This window comes from Domibacillus sp. DTU_2020_1001157_1_SI_ALB_TIR_016 (assembly GCF_032341995.1).
In the GTDB taxonomy this organism is placed as follows: Bacteria; Bacillota; Bacilli; order Bacillales; family Domibacillaceae; genus Domibacillus; species Domibacillus indicus_A.
The window spans coordinates 3,346,060-3,364,023 of record NZ_CP135439.1 but is presented as its reverse complement, the minus strand read 5'-3'; the positions used below and the strand labels follow the sequence as shown (position 1 = coordinate 3,364,023).

The window sequence follows — 17,964 nt, the reverse complement described above, 5'->3', positions numbered from 1 at the left end:
AATCATTGCCACTATTCGCAAAGAACGTTTTTGCAGGTTTGCTGCAAGAACTTTGTTTTTGCTCAAAAATGAGCCACCTGGTTGTGTTGGCTTAGAAAAAAAGGAAGGGAGGATCTTTACATGCCTACTATTAATCAGTTAGTACGTAAGCCTCGTAAATCAAAGATCACTAAATCGAAGTCTCCGGCGCTTAATAAAGGATTCAACAGCTTTAAGAAATCCCAAACAGATGTACTTTCTCCGCAAAAACGCGGTGTTTGCACACGTGTGGGAACAATGACGCCGAAAAAACCGAACTCAGCGCTTCGTAAATATGCGCGTGTGCGTTTGAGTAACGGTATTGAAGTAACAGCTTATATCCCTGGTATCGGCCATAACCTTCAAGAGCACAGTGTCGTTTTGATCCGCGGCGGACGTGTAAAAGACTTACCGGGGGTACGTTACCACATCGTTCGTGGTGCACTTGATACTGCCGGCGTTGAAACTCGTCGTCAAGGCCGTTCTAAATACGGTACAAAACGTCCTAAAGCACCAAAAGCATAATTTTAAAAAACATAACTTGAATTTCCGAAAGGAGGAAAACACATGCCACGTAAAGGTCCTGTAGCAAAAAGAGACGTATTGCCTGATCCGCTTTACAACTCAAAATTAGTTACTCGTCTTATTAACAAAATGATGGTTGACGGGAAGCGTGGAAAATCCCAAGCCATCCTTTACGCAGCTTTTGATACAATCCGTGAACGCACGGGAAATGATCCAATGGAAGTATTCGACCAGGCGATGAAAAACATCATGCCGGTACTTGAGGTTAAAGCACGCCGTGTCGGCGGTGCGAACTACCAGGTACCTATTGAAGTTCGTCCTGAGCGCCGCACAACACTAGGTCTTCGCTGGTTGGTAAACTATGCGCGCCTACGCGGTGAAAAAACAATGGAAGAGCGCCTTGCAGCTGAAATTCTTGATGCGGCAAACAACAGCGGTGCTTCTGTTAAGAAACGCGAAGATACACACAAAATGGCGGAAGCGAACAAAGCATTCGCTCACTATCGCTGGTAATTTTTAAAACAAAACTTAAACCTACCCTAATTCAGGAAGGAGAAAGATAATAGATGGCAAGAGAGTTCTCCTTAAAAAACACTCGTAACATCGGAATTATGGCTCACATCGATGCTGGTAAAACAACAACGACTGAGCGTATCCTTTATTACACTGGCCGTATCCATAAAATTGGTGAAACGCACGAAGGTGCTTCACAAATGGACTGGATGGAGCAAGAGCAGGAGCGCGGGATTACAATCACGTCTGCTGCAACAACTGCTCAATGGAAAGGTCACCGTGTTAACATCATCGATACACCAGGGCACGTAGACTTCACAGTAGAAGTTGAACGTTCTCTTCGTGTACTTGATGGTGCGGTAACTGTACTTGATGCACAATCAGGTGTAGAACCACAAACGGAAACAGTATGGCGTCAAGCGACAACATACGGCGTTCCACGTGTTGTATTCGTCAACAAAATGGACAAATTGGGTGCTGACTTCCTTTACTCTGTTGGCACAATCCATGACCGTCTAATGGCGAATGCTCACCCAATTCAATTGCCAATCGGTGCGGAAGACGAGTTCTCAGGCATCATTGATCTTATTGAAATGAAAGCAACAATGTATGGCAATGACCTCGGTACTGAAATTGAGGTTGTTGACATTCCTGCAGATTACCAGGATCAAGCTGATGAATACCGTGAAAAGCTAATTGAAGCGGTAGCGGAGCTTGACGAAGAATTAATGGAGAAATACCTTGGCGGCGAAGAGTTGACGAATGACGAAATCAAAGCTGCGATTCGTAAAGGTGTTATCAACGTAGAATTCTTCCCAGTAATGGTTGGTTCTGCATTTAAAAACAAAGGTGTTCAGCTTATGCTTGACGCTGTTATCGACTATCTTCCAGCACCGGTTGATGTACCAGCAATCAAAGGTACGCTTCCAGACAGCGATGAAGAAGTGGAACGTGAATCTAGCGATGAAGCGCCGTTCTCGGCTCTTGCATTTAAAGTTATGACGGATCCATACGTTGGTAAATTGACGTTCTTCCGCGTATACTCAGGTGTTCTTTCATCTGGTTCATACGTTCAGAACTCAACAAAAGGCAAGCGTGAGCGTGTAGGTCGTATCCTTCAAATGCACGCAAACTCTCGCGAAGAGATTTCACAAGTGTACGCAGGTGATATCGCTGCTGCTGTTGGATTGAAAGATACAACAACAGGCGACACGCTTTGCGATGAGAAAAACCTTGTTATTCTTGAGTCTATGGTGTTCCCTGAACCTGTTATCCACTTGTCAGTTGAGCCTAAAACAAAAGCTGACCAAGATAAGATGACAACAGCACTTCAAAAACTTCAAGAAGAAGATCCAACATTCCATGCACGTACTGACCAGGAAACTGGTGAAGTTGTTATCTCGGGTATGGGTGAGCTTCACCTTGACATCCTTGTTGACCGTATGCGTCGCGAGTTCAAAGTAGAAGCAAACGTTGGTGCACCACAGGTAGCATACCGTGAAACGTTCCGTGCTAGTGCACAGGTTGAAGGTAAATTTGCCCGTCAATCTGGTGGACGCGGTCAGTTCGGTCACGTTTGGATCGAGTTCTCTCCTAACGAAGAAGGAAAAGGCTTCGAATTCGAAAACGGTATCGTTGGTGGTTCCGTACCACGTGAATACATTCCTGCTGTACAAGCTGGTCTAGAAGACGCTATGCAAAATGGTGTTCTTGCTGGTTACCCGTTGATCGACGTGAAAGCCCGCCTATTTGACGGTTCTTACCATGATGTCGATTCATCTGAGATGGCATTTAAAATTGCTGCTTCAATGGCGCTTAAAAATGCAGTATCAAAATGTAACCCAGTTCTTCTTGAGCCGCTTATGAAAGTTGAAGTTGTTATTCCAGACGAATATCTTGGCGACATCATGGGTGATGTTACATCACGCCGTGGACGTGTAGAAGGCATGGAAGCACGCGGTAACGCACAAGTTGTTAAAGCGTTCGTTCCACTTTCTGAGATGTTCGGTTACGCAACGACTCTTCGTTCTAATACGCAAGGTCGCGGTAACTACTCTATGCACTTCGATCATTATGAAGAAGTACCAAAGAGTGTTATGGAAACAATCATCAAAAAAAATAAAGGCGAATAATTGATTTATACTTCCTAATCAAGTATAAATACTATTGTAAGCTTTCCCTTCTTTCGGAAAATGAATGTTTTTCGGAAGAAGACCAATATAAACTACTACTAATTTCTATATTTTGAAGGAGGACTTCCTAATGGGAAAAGCAAAATTCGACCGTTCAAAACCACACGTTAACATTGGTACAATTGGCCACGTTGACCATGGTAAAACAACTCTAACAGCTGCAATCACAACTGTTCTTGCAAAATCAGGTGGCGCAGAAGCACGTGCGTATGACCAAATCGATGGTGCTCCAGAAGAGCGCGAGCGCGGTATCACAATCTCAACTGCACACGTTGAGTATGAAACTGAAACTCGTCACTATGCACACGTTGACTGCCCTGGACACGCTGACTATGTTAAAAACATGATCACTGGTGCAGCACAAATGGACGGTGGTATCCTAGTGGTATCTGCTTCTGACGGTCCAATGCCGCAAACTCGTGAGCACATCCTTCTTTCTCGTCAAGTAGGTGTACCTTACCTAGTTGTATTCATGAACAAATGTGACATGGTAGATGACGAAGAGCTTCTTGAGCTAGTTGAAATGGAAGTTCGCGATCTTCTTTCTGAGTATGAGTTCCCAGGCGATGACATTCCTGTTATCAAAGGTTCTGCTCTTAAAGCACTTGAAGGCGACGCTGCATGGGAAGAAAAAATCCATGAGCTTATGGCTGCAGTAGATGAGTACATCCCAACTCCAACACGTGACACTGACAAACCATTCATGATGCCTGTTGAGGACGTTTTCTCAATCACTGGTCGTGGTACAGTAGCAACTGGACGCGTTGAGCGTGGACAAATCAAAGTCGGTGACGTAATCGAAATCATCGGTTTGACTGAAGAGCCAAAATCAACAACTGTAACAGGTGTTGAAATGTTCCGTAAGCTTCTTGACTATGCTGAAGCTGGCGACAACATCGGTGCACTTCTTCGCGGTGTAGCTCGTGAAGAAATCCAACGTGGTCAAGTACTTGCAAAGCCAGGTACAATCACACCGCATACAACTTTCAAAGCGGAAGTTTATGTTCTTTCTAAAGAAGAGGGTGGACGTCACACTCCATTCTTCACAAACTACCGTCCACAGTTCTACTTCCGTACAACTGATGTAACTGGTATCTGCAACCTTCCTGAAGGCGTAGAAATGGTTATGCCTGGTGACAACGTAGAAATGTCAGTAGAATTGATTGCTCCAATCGCGATTGAAGAAGGTACTAAATTCTCAATCCGTGAAGGCGGCCGTACAGTAGGCGCTGGCGTTGTAGCAACAATCCAAAAATAATCATATTTTCACCGAAAACAGTCCGGTTTCGGCCGGGCTGTTTTTGTTTGTAATTTTTTTTGTTTCTACTATTGCAATCAGTAGAAAATGGATGTATAATAATCAATGTTGGTTTTTGACAGCGTTGATGCGGAAGGTTGCTGACACACCCGGCCGCTTTGCCATGGCGGTGATGTCAGGGAAAAATTTTCGCGGAGTATGTCTATTAGCTAAATAGGCGATAAAGGAGGGAAAATAATGGCAAAACAAAAAATTCGTATTCGTTTGAAAGCATATGATCATCGTATTCTTGATCAATCGGCAGAGAAAATAGTTGAGACAGCTAAACGTTCTGGTGCAAGTGTATCCGGTCCGATTCCGCTTCCAACTGAGAAATCTATCTACACGATTCTTCGTGCGGTGCATAAGTACAAAGATTCTCGTGAGCAGTTCGAAATGCGTACTCATAAACGTTTAATCGATATCGTGAACCCAACTCCAAAAACAGTTGATTCATTGATGCGTTTAGACTTGCCGTCAGGCGTTGACATTGAAATCAAACTTTAATAAATAAATTAATGAAAAATCAGGAGGTGTGACTCATGACCAAAGGAATCTTAGGAAGAAAAATCGGTATGACGCAAGTGTTTGCTGAAAACGGTGAGCTGATCCCAGTAACTGTAATCGAAGCAGCGCCAAACGTTGTACTTCAAAAGAAAACAGTCGAAAGCGACGGCTACTCTAGCGTTCAATTAGGTTTTGAAGACAAGCGCGAAAAGCTTGCTAACAAACCAGCTCTTGGACACGTGAAGAAAGCAGGCGAAGGCATCGCACCTAAGCGCTTCATTCGTGAGTTCCGTAACATCGACAGCGATCTTGAAATTGGTCAAGAAGTCAAAGTTGATACTTTTGCAGAAGGCGACATCGTCGACGTAACAGGGATTTCAAAAGGGAAAGGCTTCCAGGGTGCTATTAAACGCCATGGACAAAGCCGCGGACCTATGTCCCACGGTTCACGCTACCACCGTCGTCCAGGTTCAATGGGACCTGTAGCGCCAAACCGCGTATTTAAAAACAAACTTCTCCCTGGCCGTATGGGTGGAGAGCAAGTAACAGTACAAAACCTACAAATCGTAAAAGTGGATGCTGAACGCAACGTGCTTCTTATTAAAGGAAACGTTCCGGGATCCAAAAAAGCCTTAATCCAAGTTAAAACTGCGGTTAAAGCAAACTAATCAACTTTTACAGGAAAGGAGGAAACAGAAATGGCTAAAGTTAAATTATTAAACCAAACAGGTTCTGAAGTCGGCGATATCGAACTAAATGACGCTGTATTCGGAATCGAACCTAATGAACACGTCGTATTTGAAGCGGTGGTTATGCAACGCGCATCTTTGCGTCAAGGAAACCACAAAGTTAAAAATCGTTCAGAAGTTCGCGGCGGCGGTCGTAAGCCTTGGAAACAAAAAGGAACTGGACGTGCGCGTCAAGGTTCTATCCGTTCTCCACAGTGGCGCGGTGGTGGTGTGGTATTCGGACCAACTCCTCGCAGCTATAGCTATAAATTGCCTAAAAAGGTACGTCGTCTAGCATTGAAATCTGCTTTGTCATCAAAAGTACAAGAGCAAAACATTCTAGTGTTAGAAGCATTGTCATTCGACGCGCCAAAAACAAAAGAATTCACTGCAGTATTAAAAAACTTGTCTGTTGACTCAAAAGCATTGATCGTGACAGATACAGTAAATGAATTCGTTGCATTGTCAGCGCGCAACATCCCTGGTGTAACAGTGGTTGAAGCATCTGGCATCAACATCCTTGACCTGCTTGGCCATGATAAACTTATCATGACAAAAGCAGCGGTTGAAAAAGTAGAGGAGGTGCTTGCATAATGGATGCACGCGATGTGATTAAGCGCCCCGTTATTACTGAACAATCTATGGCTGTAATGGCTGATAAAAAATACACTTTTGAAGTGGACGTACGCGCGAACAAAACGCAAGTGAAGACTGCTGTTGAAGAAATCTTCGGCGTAAAAGTGAAAAACGTTAACGTCATGAACTACAAAGGTAAATTCAAGCGTATGGGACGCCATGCTGGCTACACAAACAAACGCCGCAAAGCAATCGTAACATTAACGCAAGATAGCAAAGAAATCGAACTTTTCGAAGCTTAATAAACGTATAAAATAGAAGAGGAGGGACACGAAATGGCGATTAAAAAGTACAAACCGACCACAAACGGTCGTCGTAACATGACGTCTTTAGATTATGCCGAAATTACAACAAGCACACCTGAGAAATCACTGCTTGAGCCGTTGAAAAAGAAAGGCGGCCGTAATAACCAAGGTAAAATCACTGTTCGTCATAGAGGCGGCGGGCATAAGCGTCAATACCGTATTATCGATTTCAAACGTGATAAAGATGGCATTCCAGGACGCGTTGCTACGATTGAATACGATCCAAACCGTTCGGCTAACATCGCACTCGTGAACTACGCTGACGGAGAAAAACGCTACATCCTAGCTCCAAAAAACATCCAAGTTGGAACGGAAATCATGGCCGGTCCGGAAGCAGATATTAAAGTAGGGAATGCTCTTCCACTTATTAATATCCCGGTTGGTACAGTTATCCACAACATTGAATTGAAACCAGGCAAAGGCGGACAGTTGGTTCGTTCAGCAGGAACTTCAGCTCAAGTACTTGGTAAAGAAGGCAAATATGTACTCGTACGCTTGAATTCAGGCGAAGTGCGCATGATTCTTGCAACATGCCGCGCAACAATCGGTCAAGTTGGTAACGAGCAGCATGAACTTGTAAACGTTGGTAAAGCAGGACGTTCACGCTGGTTGGGCAAACGCCCTACTGTACGTGGTTCTGTAATGAACCCTAATGACCATCCACACGGTGGTGGTGAAGGACGCGCGCCAATCGGCCGTAAAGGTCCTGTTACACCTTGGGGCAAACCAGCTCTTGGTTACAAAACACGTAAAAAGGTTAACAAATCAGATAAATTTATCGTTCGTCGTCGCAAAAAATAACGTAATTGTCCTACGGTTCCAAACGCGAACCGTAGATCAATCACGAAGGGAGGTACACAAATGGGCCGCAGCTTGAAAAAAGGACCTTTTGTTGATGATCATTTATTCAAGAAAGTTGAAGCACTGAACGAAACGGAGAAAAAGCAAGTAATTAAAACTTGGTCTCGTCGTTCTACAATTTTCCCGCAATTCATCGGGCACACAATCGCAGTGTACGATGGTCGCAAACACGTACCTGTATATGTAACTGAAGATATGGTTGGACACAAACTTGGTGAATTCGCGCCAACGCGTACGTACAAAGGACACGTTGCTGACGATAAGAAAACAAGACGTTAATTGAGAGGAGGATATTCCAATGGAAGCTAAAGCTGTCTTAAGAACAGTCCGCATTGCTCCTCGTAAAGCACGTCTAGTAATTGACTTGATTCGAGGCAAGCAAGTTGGAGAAGCGGTGGCGATCTTGAAGCATACGCCAAAAACGTCATCTCCTGTAATTGAAAAACTTTTAAACTCTGCAATCGCTAATGCAGAACACAACTACGATCTTGATGTGAACAAACTTGTTGTTACTCAAGCATACGTAAACGAAGGACCAACATTGAAACGTTTCCGTCCACGTGCAATGGGACGTGCAAGCGCAATTAACAAACGCACAAGCCACATTACAATCGTTGTGGCAGAAAAAAAGGAGGGATAATTCGTGGGTCAAAAAGTACATCCTCATGGACTACGGGTCGGGATCATTCGCGACTGGGATTCTAAATGGTACGCTGAAAAAGACTATGCTAATCTTCTTCATGAAGATTTGAAAGTGCGCGCATACATCGAAGAACGTCTTAAAGATGCTTCTCTATCCCGTGTTGAAATCGAACGTGCTGCAAACCGCGTGAACATCACTGTTCATACTGCGAAACCTGGTATGGTTATCGGTAAGGGTGGTTCTGAAGTAGAAGCACTTCGTAAAGCTTTGAACGAACTAACAGGCAAACGTGTTCACATTAACATTGTTGAAGTGAAACGCGCTGATCTTGATGCGAAACTAGTAGCGGAAAACATCGCTCGCCAGCTTGAAAACCGTGTATCATTCCGCCGTGCTCAAAAGCAGGCTATCCAACGGACAATCCGTTCAGGTGCAAAAGGAATCAAAACACAAGTTTCAGGACGTCTTGGCGGAGCAGATATTGCCCGTGCTGAACATTACAGTGAAGGAACAGTTCCACTTCATACTCTTCGTGCTGACATCGACTATGCACATGTTGAAGCAGACACAACTTACGGCAAACTTGGCGTAAAAGTATGGATCTACCGTGGAGAGGTTCTTCCTGCGAAGAAGAAAACTCAGGAAGGAGGCAAATAATATGTTGTTGCCAAAACGCGTTAAATATCGTCGTGTACACCGCGGCAAAATGCGTGGTCAAGCAAAAGGCGGAACAGAAGTAGCATTTGGTGAATACGGTCTTCAAGCAACAGAAGCTTCTTGGATCACAAACCGCCAAATCGAATCTGCTCGTATTGCGATGACTCGTTACATGAAACGTGGCGGTAAAGTTTGGATCAAAATTTTCCCTCACAAACCATATACGAAAAAACCTCTTGAAGTACGGATGGGTTCCGGTAAAGGTGCTCCTGAAGGCTGGGTAGCGGTTGTAAAACCAGGCAAGATCATGTTTGAAATTGCCGGCGTTTCTGAGGAAGTAGCACGTGAAGCACTTCGCTTGGCAGCACACAAGCTTCCAGTGAAATGCAAAATCGTAAAACGCGAAGAAATTGGTGGTGAATCAAATGAAAGCTAATGAAATCCGTGAACTTACCACTGCTGAAATTGAACAACAAGTAAAGTCGCTCAAAGAAGAACTTTTCAACCTTCGCTTTCAATTGGCGACGGGACAGCTTGAGAATACTGCCCGTATTCGTGAAGTACGTAAAGCAATCGCCCGCATGAAAACCGTGATTCGTCAACGGGAAATTGATAATCGATAATTGAAAGGAGGTTTGCACGATGAGCGAACGCAATCAGCGCAAAGTTTATACAGGCCGTGTTGTTTCCGATAAAATGGACAAAACAGTAACGGTTCTTGTTGAAACATACAAAACACACAAACTTTACGGAAAGCGTGTAAAGTACTCGAAGAAATTCAAGGCTCATGATGAGAACAACGAAGCAAAAATCGGTGACGTAGTACGCATCATGGAAACTCGCCCGCTTTCTGCAACAAAACGTTTCCGCCTTCTTGAAGTAGTGGAAAAAGCAGTCATCATCTAATTAATTGTTCGGATAGATGTTAAAGTCCGAAAGGAGGTAACCTAAATGATCCAGCAAGAATCACGTTTAAAAGTAGCTGACAACTCTGGTGCGCGTGAAGTATTAACGATTAAAGTCCTCGGTGGTTCAGGCCGCAAAACAGCTAACGTCGGTGATGTAATCGTATGTACAGTAAAACAAGCAACACCAGGTGGCGTTGTCAAAAAAGGTGAAGTGGTAAAAGCGGTTATCGTTCGTACGAAACGCGGCGTTCGCCGTAATGACGGTTCATACATCCGCTTCGACGAAAACGCGTGCGTTATCATTCGTGACGACAAGAGCCCACGTGGCACACGTATTTTCGGCCCGGTTGCCCGCGAACTTCGCGACAGCAATTTCATGAAGATTGTTTCCCTAGCTCCGGAAGTAATCTAATTGAACGAATAAATAAAAGGCCCATCAAGGAGGTGCGCAACATGCACGTGAAAAAAGGCGATAAAGTCATGGTCATCACAGGTAAAGACAAAGGCAAAACAGGCGTTGTTCTTGCAGCTTTCCCTAAAAAAGACCGTGTACTTGTTGAAGGAATCAACATCGTGAAAAAACACGCGAAACCTTCACAATTAAATCCGCAGGGCGGCATCCTAAGCCAGGAAGCAGCTATTCACGTATCCAACGTTATGCTGTTGGATCCGAAAACAAACGAACCTACTCGTGTAGGTTACAAAGAAGTGGACGGCAAGAAAGTCCGCGTAGCAAAAAAATCCGGTGAAACTCTAGATAAATAAAAAGTTCAAGAAGGGAGGTATTCTAAGTGAACCGCCTTAAAGAAAAATACCTTAAAGAAATTACTCCTGCTCTTATGAGCAAGTTCGAGTACAGCTCTGTAATGCAGGTGCCTAAAATTGAAAAAATCGTTGTAAACATGGGTGTTGGTGAAGCAGTTCAAAACGCTAAAGTACTTGATACAGCTGTTGAAGAATTGAATCAAATCACTGGCCAAAAGCCAATGGTCACTCGTGCGAAAAACTCAATCGCGGGATTCCGTCTTCGTGAAGGTATGCCAATCGGTGCGAAAGTAACTCTTCGCGGCGAGCGCATGTACGAATTCCTTGATAAACTTGTTTCTGTATCACTTCCGCGTGTACGTGACTTCCGCGGCGTTTCTAAAAAAGCGTTCGACGGTCGCGGTAACTACACACTTGGTGTAAAAGAACAGTTGATCTTCCCTGAGATTGATTACGATAAAGTATCAAAAGTACGCGGCATGGACATTGTTATCGTCACTACTGCCAACACGGACGAAGAAGCTCGTGAATTGTTAACACAAATTGGAATGCCGTTCCAAAAGTAATCGCTATATAAGGGAGGCGAAAACGTGGCTAAAAAATCAATGATTGCGAAACAAAAGCGCACACAAAAGTTTAAAGTACAAGAGTACACACGCTGCGAACGCTGCGGACGTCCACACTCTGTATACCGCAAATTTAAACTTTGCCGTATTTGTTTCCGTGAACTAGCTTATAAAGGTCAAATTCCTGGCGTTAAAAAAGCCAGCTGGTAATACACTGATTCCGGAAGGAGGTAAATATAAATGGTTATGACTGATCCGATTGCTGACTTGCTGACTCGCATCCGTAATGCGAACATGGTTCGTCACGAAAAACTGGAAGTACCTGCTTCCAAAATTAAACGCGAAATCGCTGAAATCTTGAAACGTGAAGGATTCGTCCGTGACGTTGAGTTCATCGAAGACGACAAACAAGGTGTTATCCGCATTTTCTTGAAATACAGCGGCAATGAGCGTGTAATCACAGGCTTGAAGCGTATTTCTAAACCAGGTCTTCGCGTTTACGCGAAAGCTGATGAGGTACCTCGTGTACTTAACGGTCTTGGTATTGCAATTCTTTCTACATCTACTGGTGTAGTTACTGATAAAGAAGCCCGCGCTAAACAAGTAGGCGGCGAAGTACTCGCGTACGTTTGGTAATAATCTTTTAAAGAATGGAGGTGCGACTATGTCACGCGTAGGTAAAAAAGTAATCGAGCTTCCAGAAGGCGTAACGATTACAAACAACAACAATGAAGTGACTGTCAAAGGTCCTAAAGGAGAATTGACTCGTCAGTTCAACAAAGATTTGACAATTGAAGTAGACGGCAGCAACGTAACAGTTGTTCGTCCTTCAGATTCAAAAGAACACCGTACAATCCACGGAACAACTCGTGCACTTCTTGCCAATATGGTAGAAGGCGTATCAAAAGGGTTCGAACGCAACCTTGAGTTGGTTGGTGTCGGTTACCGTGCTCAAAAACAAGGAACGAAACTTGTACTAAGCGTTGGTTACTCTCACCCAGTAGAATTCGAAGCTGAACAAGGCATCGATATCGACGTTCCTGCAAATACAAAAATCAGCATCAAAGGGATCGACAAAGAGCGCGTTGGTGCAATTGCTGCTAACATCCGCCAAGTTCGTCCTCCTGAGCCGTACAAAGGCAAAGGTATTCGTTACGAAGGTGAACAGGTTCGCCGCAAAGAAGGTAAAACAGGTAAATAATGCCGCATAGGCATCAGAAAGGAGTGACCTCGGGATGATCACAAAAGCTGATAAGAATAAAACGCGTAAAAGACGCCATGCCCGTGTACGTGCGAAAATCGCTGGTACAGCCGCGCGTCCTCGCTTGAACGTATTCCGTTCAAACAAGCACCTTTACGCTCAATTGATTGATGATGCAAATGGTGTTACACTTGCAAGTGCTTCAACTATTGAAAAAGATTTCGGTCTTGAATCAACAGGCAACCTTGAAGCTGCTGCGAAAGTTGGCGAATTGCTTGCTAACCGCGCAACTGAAAAAGGTGTCGCTGCTGTTGTATTCGACCGTGGGGGCTACCTTTATCATGGCCGCGTGAAAGCTTTGGCTGACGCTGCTCGTGAAAACGGCCTACAATTCTAATAAAAGGAGGGACACATTTAATGCGTCGCATTGATCCAAACAAACTTGAACTTGAAGAACGCGTAGTAACGGTCAACCGTGTTGCGAAAGTAGTAAAAGGTGGACGTCGTTTCCGCTTTACTGCACTGGTTGTCGTTGGCGATAAAAATGGTAATGTCGGTTTTGGAACTGGTAAAGCTCAAGAAGTTCCAGACGCGATCCGTAAAGCAATTGAAGATGCGAAGAAAAACCTTGTATACGTACCGATGGTTGGCACAACTTTGCCACACCAAGTTATCGGTCAATTCGGTGCGGGTGAAGTTCTTTTGAAACCTGCTTCTGAAGGTACTGGAGTTATCGCTGGTGGACCTGTCCGTGCGGTACTTGAACTTGCTGGTGTTGGTGATATCCTCTCCAAATCACTTGGTTCAAACACGCCAATCAACATGGTTCGCGCTACAATTGCAGGCCTTAAAGACCTGAAAACAGCTGAAGAAGTTGCAAAACTTCGCGGCAAATCTGTAGAAGAACTGTTAGGATAAGGAGGGAATCATAATGGCTGAAAAACTACAAATTACCCTCACTCGCAGTCTGATCGGACGTACACAAGATCAGCGCGATACTGTTAAGGCACTTGGTCTTCGCAAAATGCACCAAACGGTTGAGCAAAACGACAACCCGGCAATTCGCGGTATGATCAACAAAGTGTCTCATCTTGTGACTGTTACAGAAAAATAATTTGATTTTATAGAACAAGGAGGTGCAAGAGCATGAAACTTCATGAATTGAAACCAGCTGCAGGTTCTCGTAAAGAACGTAACCGTGTAGGTCGCGGTACAGGTTCTGGTAACGGTAAAACGGCAGGTAAAGGTCATAAAGGTCAAAACGCACGTTCAGGCGGTGGTGTCCGTCTTGGATTTGAAGGTGGACAAACTCCTTTATTCCGTCGTCTTCCAAAGCGCGGCTTTACTAACGTAAACCGTAAAGACTATGCAGTTGTGAACATCGATACATTGAATCGTTTCGAAGAAGGAACAGAGGTTACACCTGAACTTCTTATCGAAAGCGGCATCGTAAAAAGCGAAAAAGCAGGAATTAAAATTCTTGCAAACGGCAACGTAGAGAAAAAGCTTACAGTTAAAGCTCACAAATTCTCTGCTGCTGCTAAAGAAGCAATTGAAGCGGCTGGCGGTAAGATTGAGGTGATCTAATGTTTCGCACAATCTCCAATTTTATGCGTGTGGGTGATATAAGAAACAAAATTATATTCACCCTCCTTATGTTAATCGTGTTCCGGATCGGTACATTTATTCCTGTTCCTTATGTTAATGCGGATATTCTCCGCATGCAGGAGCAGGCGGGACTGATTGGATTCCTTAATACGTTTGGCGGAGGAGCGCTTCAAAACTTCTCGATTCTCGCAATGGGGATTATGCCATACATTACAGCATCTATCATTGTGCAGTTGTTACAAATGGATGTTGTGCCTAAATTCACTGAATGGTCGAAGCAGGGTGACGTTGGACGGCGCAAACTGACTCAGTTTACCCGCTACTTCACAATTGTGCTCGGCCTCATTCAAGGTTTTGGGATGTCATACGGATTTAACCGTCTGTATGGAGGATTACTTGTCGAAAACAGCAGCGTTGGCGGCTATTTGCTCATTGCATTGGTGCTGACAGCGGGTACTGCTTTCCTTATGTGGCTTGGTGAACAAATCACAGCAAAAGGAGTCGGCAACGGAATCTCGGTTATCATTTTCGCCGGAATTGTGGCGGCCATTCCTGGAGCAGTTAACCAAATTTACGCACAGCAAATTGAAGGAGCGGGCGATCAGCTCTTCCTGCGTATTGTTGTACTTCTTTTGATCCTGCTTGCAGTATTGGCGATTATTGTAGGGGTTATCTATTTCCAGCAGGCGCTGCGAAAAATCCCGATTCAATATGCGAAACGTGTTGGAGCAGGTGGCGGCATGACGCCGGTTGGCGGCCAGTCGACACATCTTCCACTTAAAGTAAACGCGGCGGGTGTTATCCCGGTTATCTTTGCGATTTCATTCTTAATCACACCGCAAACAATTGGTTCGTTTTTTGGTTCAAACGATGTGACGACCACGATCCAAAACATCTTTGACTATACGAAACCGATCGGTATGACGATTTATGTAGCATTGATTGTGGCGTTTACGTATTTCTATGCTTTCATTCAAGTAAACCCTGAACAAGTTGCTGACAACTTGAAAAAACAGGGTGGATATATTCCGGGCATTCGCCCTGGGAAGAACACACAGGATTATTTGACAAATGTGCTTTACCGTCTGACTTTTGTCGGTGCAATTTTCCTTTCAGCCGTTGCTGTGCTGCCTGTTTTCTTCATTAAATTCGCGGGTCTTCCACCAGCGGCGCAAATCGGCGGTACTAGTCTTTTGATCGTCGTCGGTGTGGCACTTGAAACAATGAAGCAGCTTGAAGCACAACTTGTAAAGCGCCATTACAAGGGCTTTATGAAGTAAGCACGGTGAAGAGTGTGTGATTCACTTCACCTCGATCAGACTGAGGGGGTATATCGATGAATCTCGTGTTGATGGGATTGCCTGGTGCCGGTAAAGGAACTCAGGCAGAGAAAATTGTTGAAAAGTACGGTGTACCGCACATTTCAACAGGGGACATGTTCCGTGCTGCAATGAAGGATGAAACGGAACTAGGCTTGAAAGCAAAATCATTTATGGATAAAGGCGAACTCGTTCCAGATGAGGTAACGATCGGTATTGTTAACGAGCGCTTGGCAAAAGCGGACTGCGAAAAAGGCTTTCTATTAGATGGCTTTCCTCGTACAGTAGCGCAGGCAGAAGCACTTGAAGATATTTTATTCGGCTTAAACCGTAAAATTGATTACGTCATCAACGTTGAAGTAGATCAAGATATTTTGATGGCACGCTTAACAGGCCGACGCATTTGCAAAGCTTGCGGTGCGACGTATCATTTGGAATTCAACCCGCCAGCAAAGGAAGATACATGCGACCGCTGCGGTGGGGAATTGTATCAGCGTGCTGATGATAATGCAGAAACGGTTCAGAACCGCCTTGACGTAAACGTAAAGCAAACAGCACCATTGCTTGCTTTCTACAGCGAAAAAGGCTATTTAAAGAACATTAACGGCCAGCAGGATATCAATGTAGTTTTCGAAAACATTGACGAACTCCTAAAAGGTCTTTGTAACTAATGATCATTTGTAAAACCCCTCGTGAACTGGAGATTATGAAAGAAGCGGGGCGTATTGTCGCGCTTACACATCAGGAACTGCAAAACCATATCTCTCCCGGGATAAGCACGATGGAGCTGGATGCTGTTGCAGAAAAATTCATTCGAAGCATGAATGCAGCACCTTCTTTTAAAGGGTATAATGGTTTTTCGGGCAGCATTTGCGCTTCAGTGAATGAAGAGCTTGTGCACGGAATTCCAGGCAGCCGTATATTACAAGAAGGCGACATTATCAGCATTGATATTGGTGCTTATTATAAGGGGTATCATGGCGACTCGGCCTGGACATATGCTGTTGGCCGGATTGCACCTGAGACGGAGAAGCTTCTCGACGTAACAGAGGAATCGCTTTACATCGGACTCAATGAAGCGAAACCGGGTGAACGTCTTTCAAACATCTCCCATGCGATTCAAACGTATGTGGAATCGAATGGCTTTTCAATCGTTCGTGAGTATGTTGGGCACGGTGTCGGGCAGAACCTTCATGAGGCTCCGCAAATTCCCCATTATGGTCCGCCAGGGAGGGGACCGGTACTAAAACCTGGTATGGTGCTTGCGATCGAACCGATGGTCAATGCCGGTCATCGTTACGTAAAAACACTTGAGGATAATTGGACTGTCGTTACACAGGATGGAAAAATGTGTGCTCATTTTGAACATACAATTGCGATTACCGAAACAGGCTTTGAGATTTTAACGAAAGCTTGAGGCAGGCTGCCAATCGGATGAAAAGTGAAGGGAGAGGAAGCAAGTGGCGAAAGACGACGTAATTGAAATTGAAGGTACAGTCACTGAAACTTTGCCAAATGCCATGTTTAAGGTAGAATTGGAAAATGGGCATACTATTTTAGCGCACGTTTCAGGCAAAATCCGTATGCATTTTATCCGTATCTTGCCTGGTGATAAAGTAACAGTAGAACTTTCACCGTATGACTTAACACGCGGACGGATCACGTACCGTTACAAATAACATATATGGCGCTCCGGACTATGAAGGAGGTTGGAGAAATGAAAGTAAGACCATCAGTTAAGCCAATCTGTGAGAAATGTAAAGTTATTCGCAGACGCGGCAAAGTTATGGTTATTTGTGAAAACCCTAAGCATAAACAAAAACAAGGCTAATATTAAAGGGAGGTGCACATTTTATGGCACGTGTAGCAGGTGTTGATATTCCACGCGACAAGCGTGTAGTTATCTCATTAACTTATATTTTCGGTATTGGCAGACCAACTGCTGAGCAAATTCTTGAAGAAGCAGGTGTTTCTCAAGAAACTCGCGTACGCGACTTAACGGAAGATGAACTAAACAAAATCCGTGACATCGTTGACCGCTTAAAAGTAGAGGGTGACCTTCGTCGTGAAGTATCTCTTAACATTAAACGTTTGATGGAAATCGGTTCATTCCGTGGTATCCGTCATCGTCGTGGTCTTCCAGTTCGTGGACAGAACACAAAAAACAACGCGCGTACTCGCAAAGGCCCGCGTAAAACTGTAGCTAACAAGAAAAAATAATCGGTAAAGGAGGCAGAATTAGAACATGGCTCGTAAACAACAAACTCGTAAGCGTCGTGTGAAAAAGAATATCGAATCTGGTATTGCTCACATCCGCTCAACGTTCAACAATACAATTGTCACTATTACAGACGTTCACGGTAACGCTCTATCTTGGTCAAGTGCAGGTGCCCTTGGTTTCAGAGGATCACGTAAATCCACTCCGTTTGCTGCTCAAATGGCTGCTGAAACAGCTGCAAAAGCATCAATCGAACATGGTATGAAAACTCTTGAAGTAACAGTAAAAGGTCCAGGTTCAGGCCGTGAAGCAGCTATTCGTGCGCTTCAAGCAGCAGGTCTAGAAGTTACAGCAATCAAAGACGTAACTCCAGTACCTCACAATGGCTGCCGTCCTCCAAAACGTCGTCGTGTTTAATCTTCCTGCATAAAGGAGAACTATTCCGGTTATAATGGAAAATTGACTGTTTTGATTCAGGAATTGACCAATTACTTTGT

Annotated in this window: 32 protein-coding genes; all 32 read left to right on the top strand. The window is 44.3% G+C overall.

Annotated elements, in window-relative coordinates; translation table 11 throughout:
- The first annotated feature begins 120 nt into the window (after nt 1-120).
- Nucleotides 121-543: a 30S ribosomal protein S12 gene (gene rpsL, locus RRU94_RS25480; RefSeq protein WP_045851848.1), complete on the top strand. Its 423-nt coding sequence runs from the start codon at nt 121-123 to the stop codon at nt 541-543.
- A gap of 42 nt (nt 544-585) precedes the next feature.
- Nucleotides 586-1,056: a 30S ribosomal protein S7 gene (gene rpsG / locus RRU94_RS25475; protein WP_045851849.1), complete on the top strand. Its 471-nt coding sequence runs from the start codon at nt 586-588 to the stop codon at nt 1,054-1,056.
- 53 nt (nt 1,057-1,109) lie between these two features.
- Nucleotides 1,110-3,188 carry an elongation factor G gene (gene fusA, locus RRU94_RS25470; RefSeq protein ID WP_251273783.1) on the top strand — a complete coding sequence of 693 codons (2,079 nt, stop codon included), beginning with the start codon at nt 1,110-1,112 and terminating at the stop codon, nt 3,186-3,188.
- 130 nt (nt 3,189-3,318) lie between these two features.
- Nucleotides 3,319-4,506, top strand: coding sequence for an elongation factor Tu (gene tuf / locus RRU94_RS25465; protein ID WP_315696144.1), 1,188 nt, complete (start codon nt 3,319-3,321; stop codon nt 4,504-4,506).
- A 237-nt stretch (nt 4,507-4,743) separates the two neighbouring features.
- Entirely contained in the window at nt 4,744-5,052 is a 309-nt protein-coding gene (gene rpsJ / locus RRU94_RS25460; RefSeq protein WP_018395154.1) for a 30S ribosomal protein S10, read from the top strand.
- A gap of 35 nt (nt 5,053-5,087) precedes the next feature.
- Nucleotides 5,088-5,720, top strand: a complete 633-nt coding sequence (gene rplC / locus RRU94_RS25455) for a 50S ribosomal protein L3 (RefSeq protein WP_315693596.1) — start codon at nt 5,088-5,090, stop codon at nt 5,718-5,720.
- 30 nt (nt 5,721-5,750) lie between these two features.
- On the top strand, nt 5,751-6,374 hold the full coding sequence (gene rplD / locus RRU94_RS25450) for a 50S ribosomal protein L4 (RefSeq protein WP_315693595.1): 624 nt from the start codon (nt 5,751-5,753) through the stop codon (nt 6,372-6,374).
- Complete coding sequence (gene rplW, locus RRU94_RS25445) at nt 6,374-6,658, top strand: 50S ribosomal protein L23 (RefSeq protein WP_046176550.1); 285 nt, start codon at nt 6,374-6,376, stop codon at nt 6,656-6,658. The genes rplD and rplW overlap by 1 nt, the downstream gene beginning before the upstream one ends.
- Before the next feature lie 33 nt (nt 6,659-6,691).
- A complete protein-coding gene (gene rplB, locus RRU94_RS25440) occupies nt 6,692-7,522 on the top strand; it encodes a 50S ribosomal protein L2 (RefSeq protein ID WP_315693594.1) in 831 nt (276 codons plus the stop codon).
- Between the two features lie 60 nt (nt 7,523-7,582).
- The gene (gene rpsS / locus RRU94_RS25435) at nt 7,583-7,861 is read left to right on the top strand and encodes a 30S ribosomal protein S19 (RefSeq protein WP_046176552.1); all 279 of its coding nucleotides are present in this window, start codon (nt 7,583-7,585) and stop codon (nt 7,859-7,861) included.
- 19 nt (nt 7,862-7,880) lie between these two features.
- Entirely contained in the window at nt 7,881-8,222 is a 342-nt protein-coding gene (gene rplV / locus RRU94_RS25430; RefSeq protein ID WP_242236775.1) for a 50S ribosomal protein L22, read from the top strand.
- 3 nt (nt 8,223-8,225) lie between these two features.
- Nucleotides 8,226-8,882 carry a 30S ribosomal protein S3 gene (rpsC, locus tag RRU94_RS25425; RefSeq protein WP_251273778.1) on the top strand — a complete coding sequence of 219 codons (657 nt, stop codon included), beginning with the start codon at nt 8,226-8,228 and terminating at the stop codon, nt 8,880-8,882.
- Nucleotide 8,883: 1 nt separating this feature from the next.
- Nucleotides 8,884-9,318 (top strand): 50S ribosomal protein L16, encoded by a 435-nt coding sequence (gene rplP, locus RRU94_RS25420; protein ID WP_050182391.1) that lies wholly within the window; start codon nt 8,884-8,886, stop codon nt 9,316-9,318.
- Nucleotides 9,308-9,505: a 50S ribosomal protein L29 gene (rpmC, locus tag RRU94_RS25415; RefSeq protein ID WP_045851860.1), complete on the top strand. Its 198-nt coding sequence runs from the start codon at nt 9,308-9,310 to the stop codon at nt 9,503-9,505. The genes rplP and rpmC overlap by 11 nt, the downstream gene beginning before the upstream one ends.
- Before the next feature lie 19 nt (nt 9,506-9,524).
- Nucleotides 9,525-9,788, top strand: coding sequence for a 30S ribosomal protein S17 (rpsQ, locus tag RRU94_RS25410; protein WP_050182390.1), 264 nt, complete (start codon nt 9,525-9,527; stop codon nt 9,786-9,788).
- A gap of 45 nt (nt 9,789-9,833) precedes the next feature.
- Nucleotides 9,834-10,202 (top strand): 50S ribosomal protein L14, encoded by a 369-nt coding sequence (rplN, locus tag RRU94_RS25405; RefSeq protein ID WP_018395165.1) that lies wholly within the window; start codon nt 9,834-9,836, stop codon nt 10,200-10,202.
- Between the two features lie 41 nt (nt 10,203-10,243).
- Nucleotides 10,244-10,555 carry a 50S ribosomal protein L24 gene (gene rplX, locus RRU94_RS25400; protein WP_050182389.1) on the top strand — a complete coding sequence of 104 codons (312 nt, stop codon included), beginning with the start codon at nt 10,244-10,246 and terminating at the stop codon, nt 10,553-10,555.
- A gap of 26 nt (nt 10,556-10,581) precedes the next feature.
- The gene (gene rplE, locus RRU94_RS25395) at nt 10,582-11,121 is read left to right on the top strand and encodes a 50S ribosomal protein L5 (RefSeq protein ID WP_242236769.1); all 540 of its coding nucleotides are present in this window, start codon (nt 10,582-10,584) and stop codon (nt 11,119-11,121) included.
- A gap of 24 nt (nt 11,122-11,145) precedes the next feature.
- Nucleotides 11,146-11,331 (top strand): 30S ribosomal protein S14, encoded by a 186-nt coding sequence (gene rpsN / locus RRU94_RS25390; protein ID WP_046176559.1) that lies wholly within the window; start codon nt 11,146-11,148, stop codon nt 11,329-11,331.
- A gap of 30 nt (nt 11,332-11,361) precedes the next feature.
- The gene (gene rpsH, locus RRU94_RS25385) at nt 11,362-11,757 is read left to right on the top strand and encodes a 30S ribosomal protein S8 (protein WP_046180679.1); all 396 of its coding nucleotides are present in this window, start codon (nt 11,362-11,364) and stop codon (nt 11,755-11,757) included.
- 28 nt (nt 11,758-11,785) lie between these two features.
- Nucleotides 11,786-12,322: a 50S ribosomal protein L6 gene (rplF, locus tag RRU94_RS25380; RefSeq protein ID WP_251273777.1), complete on the top strand. Its 537-nt coding sequence runs from the start codon at nt 11,786-11,788 to the stop codon at nt 12,320-12,322.
- A 34-nt stretch (nt 12,323-12,356) separates the two neighbouring features.
- Nucleotides 12,357-12,719, top strand: a complete 363-nt coding sequence (rplR, locus tag RRU94_RS25375; protein ID WP_251273776.1) for a 50S ribosomal protein L18 — start codon at nt 12,357-12,359, stop codon at nt 12,717-12,719.
- 20 nt (nt 12,720-12,739) lie between these two features.
- Complete coding sequence (gene rpsE, locus RRU94_RS25370; RefSeq protein ID WP_242236762.1) at nt 12,740-13,240, top strand: 30S ribosomal protein S5; 501 nt, start codon at nt 12,740-12,742, stop codon at nt 13,238-13,240.
- A gap of 13 nt (nt 13,241-13,253) precedes the next feature.
- On the top strand, nt 13,254-13,436 hold the full coding sequence (gene rpmD / locus RRU94_RS25365) for a 50S ribosomal protein L30 (RefSeq protein ID WP_050182384.1): 183 nt from the start codon (nt 13,254-13,256) through the stop codon (nt 13,434-13,436).
- Nucleotides 13,437-13,468: 32 nt separating this feature from the next.
- Nucleotides 13,469-13,909 carry a 50S ribosomal protein L15 gene (rplO, locus tag RRU94_RS25360; protein ID WP_315693593.1) on the top strand — a complete coding sequence of 147 codons (441 nt, stop codon included), beginning with the start codon at nt 13,469-13,471 and terminating at the stop codon, nt 13,907-13,909.
- Nucleotides 13,909-15,210: a preprotein translocase subunit SecY gene (secY, locus tag RRU94_RS25355; protein ID WP_315693592.1), complete on the top strand. Its 1,302-nt coding sequence runs from the start codon at nt 13,909-13,911 to the stop codon at nt 15,208-15,210. Before rplO ends, secY begins: the two co-directional genes overlap by 1 nt.
- Nucleotides 15,211-15,266: 56 nt before the next feature.
- Nucleotides 15,267-15,920, top strand: a complete 654-nt coding sequence (locus tag RRU94_RS25350) for an adenylate kinase (RefSeq protein ID WP_315693591.1) — start codon at nt 15,267-15,269, stop codon at nt 15,918-15,920.
- Nucleotides 15,920-16,666, top strand: coding sequence for a type I methionyl aminopeptidase (map, locus tag RRU94_RS25345; RefSeq protein ID WP_251273774.1), 747 nt, complete (start codon nt 15,920-15,922; stop codon nt 16,664-16,666). The genes RRU94_RS25350 and map overlap by 1 nt, the downstream gene beginning before the upstream one ends.
- Nucleotides 16,667-16,709: 43 nt before the next feature.
- Complete coding sequence (gene infA, locus RRU94_RS25340; RefSeq protein ID WP_018395177.1) at nt 16,710-16,928, top strand: translation initiation factor IF-1; 219 nt, start codon at nt 16,710-16,712, stop codon at nt 16,926-16,928.
- 38 nt (nt 16,929-16,966) lie between these two features.
- On the top strand, nt 16,967-17,080 hold the full coding sequence (rpmJ, locus tag RRU94_RS25335; RefSeq protein WP_000868344.1) for a 50S ribosomal protein L36: 114 nt from the start codon (nt 16,967-16,969) through the stop codon (nt 17,078-17,080).
- Between the two features lie 23 nt (nt 17,081-17,103).
- Nucleotides 17,104-17,469, top strand: coding sequence for a 30S ribosomal protein S13 (gene rpsM / locus RRU94_RS25330; protein ID WP_050182379.1), 366 nt, complete (start codon nt 17,104-17,106; stop codon nt 17,467-17,469).
- 25 nt (nt 17,470-17,494) lie between these two features.
- Nucleotides 17,495-17,884: a 30S ribosomal protein S11 gene (gene rpsK, locus RRU94_RS25325; protein WP_045851874.1), complete on the top strand. Its 390-nt coding sequence runs from the start codon at nt 17,495-17,497 to the stop codon at nt 17,882-17,884.
- Nucleotides 17,885-17,964 lie beyond the last annotated feature (80 nt).

Excerpts from the sequence above, each read along its gene's own strand:
- rplB (WP_315693594.1), top strand. The coding sequence starts at position 6,692 with ATGGCGATTAAAAAGTACAAACCGACCACAAACGGTCGTCGTAACATG.
- rpsK (WP_045851874.1), top strand. The coding sequence starts at position 17,495 with ATGGCTCGTAAACAACAAACTCGTAAGCGTCGTGTGAAAAAGAATATC.
- rplC (WP_315693596.1), top strand. The coding sequence starts at position 5,088 with ATGACCAAAGGAATCTTAGGAAGAAAAATCGGTATGACGCAAGTGTTT.
- rpsH (WP_046180679.1), top strand. The coding sequence starts at position 11,362 with ATGGTTATGACTGATCCGATTGCTGACTTGCTGACTCGCATCCGTAAT.
- rplN (WP_018395165.1), top strand. The coding sequence starts at position 9,834 with ATGATCCAGCAAGAATCACGTTTAAAAGTAGCTGACAACTCTGGTGCG.
- tuf (WP_315696144.1), top strand. The coding sequence starts at position 3,319 with ATGGGAAAAGCAAAATTCGACCGTTCAAAACCACACGTTAACATTGGT.
- secY (WP_315693592.1), top strand. The coding sequence starts at position 13,909 with ATGTTTCGCACAATCTCCAATTTTATGCGTGTGGGTGATATAAGAAAC.
- rpsS (WP_046176552.1), top strand. The coding sequence starts at position 7,583 with ATGGGCCGCAGCTTGAAAAAAGGACCTTTTGTTGATGATCATTTATTC.
- rpsQ (WP_050182390.1), top strand. The coding sequence starts at position 9,525 with ATGAGCGAACGCAATCAGCGCAAAGTTTATACAGGCCGTGTTGTTTCC.
- rplD (WP_315693595.1), top strand. The coding sequence starts at position 5,751 with ATGGCTAAAGTTAAATTATTAAACCAAACAGGTTCTGAAGTCGGCGAT.
- rpmD (WP_050182384.1), top strand. The coding sequence starts at position 13,254 with ATGGCTGAAAAACTACAAATTACCCTCACTCGCAGTCTGATCGGACGT.
- rplX (WP_050182389.1), top strand. The coding sequence starts at position 10,244 with ATGCACGTGAAAAAAGGCGATAAAGTCATGGTCATCACAGGTAAAGAC.
- rpmJ (WP_000868344.1), top strand. The coding sequence starts at position 16,967 with ATGAAAGTAAGACCATCAGTTAAGCCAATCTGTGAGAAATGTAAAGTT.
- rplV (WP_242236775.1), top strand. The coding sequence starts at position 7,881 with ATGGAAGCTAAAGCTGTCTTAAGAACAGTCCGCATTGCTCCTCGTAAA.
- rpmC (WP_045851860.1), top strand. The coding sequence starts at position 9,308 with ATGAAAGCTAATGAAATCCGTGAACTTACCACTGCTGAAATTGAACAA.
- rpsG (WP_045851849.1), top strand. The coding sequence starts at position 586 with ATGCCACGTAAAGGTCCTGTAGCAAAAAGAGACGTATTGCCTGATCCG.
- rplO (WP_315693593.1), top strand. The coding sequence starts at position 13,469 with ATGAAACTTCATGAATTGAAACCAGCTGCAGGTTCTCGTAAAGAACGT.
- rplR (WP_251273776.1), top strand. The coding sequence starts at position 12,357 with ATGATCACAAAAGCTGATAAGAATAAAACGCGTAAAAGACGCCATGCC.
- RRU94_RS25350 (WP_315693591.1), top strand. The coding sequence starts at position 15,267 with ATGAATCTCGTGTTGATGGGATTGCCTGGTGCCGGTAAAGGAACTCAG.
- rpsJ (WP_018395154.1), top strand. The coding sequence starts at position 4,744 with ATGGCAAAACAAAAAATTCGTATTCGTTTGAAAGCATATGATCATCGT.
- rplP (WP_050182391.1), top strand. The coding sequence starts at position 8,884 with ATGTTGTTGCCAAAACGCGTTAAATATCGTCGTGTACACCGCGGCAAA.
- rpsL (WP_045851848.1), top strand. The coding sequence starts at position 121 with ATGCCTACTATTAATCAGTTAGTACGTAAGCCTCGTAAATCAAAGATC.
- rplW (WP_046176550.1), top strand. The coding sequence starts at position 6,374 with ATGGATGCACGCGATGTGATTAAGCGCCCCGTTATTACTGAACAATCT.
- rpsM (WP_050182379.1), top strand. The coding sequence starts at position 17,104 with ATGGCACGTGTAGCAGGTGTTGATATTCCACGCGACAAGCGTGTAGTT.
- map (WP_251273774.1), top strand. The coding sequence starts at position 15,920 with ATGATCATTTGTAAAACCCCTCGTGAACTGGAGATTATGAAAGAAGCG.
- rplF (WP_251273777.1), top strand. The coding sequence starts at position 11,786 with ATGTCACGCGTAGGTAAAAAAGTAATCGAGCTTCCAGAAGGCGTAACG.
- rpsE (WP_242236762.1), top strand. The coding sequence starts at position 12,740 with ATGCGTCGCATTGATCCAAACAAACTTGAACTTGAAGAACGCGTAGTA.
- fusA (WP_251273783.1), top strand. The coding sequence starts at position 1,110 with ATGGCAAGAGAGTTCTCCTTAAAAAACACTCGTAACATCGGAATTATG.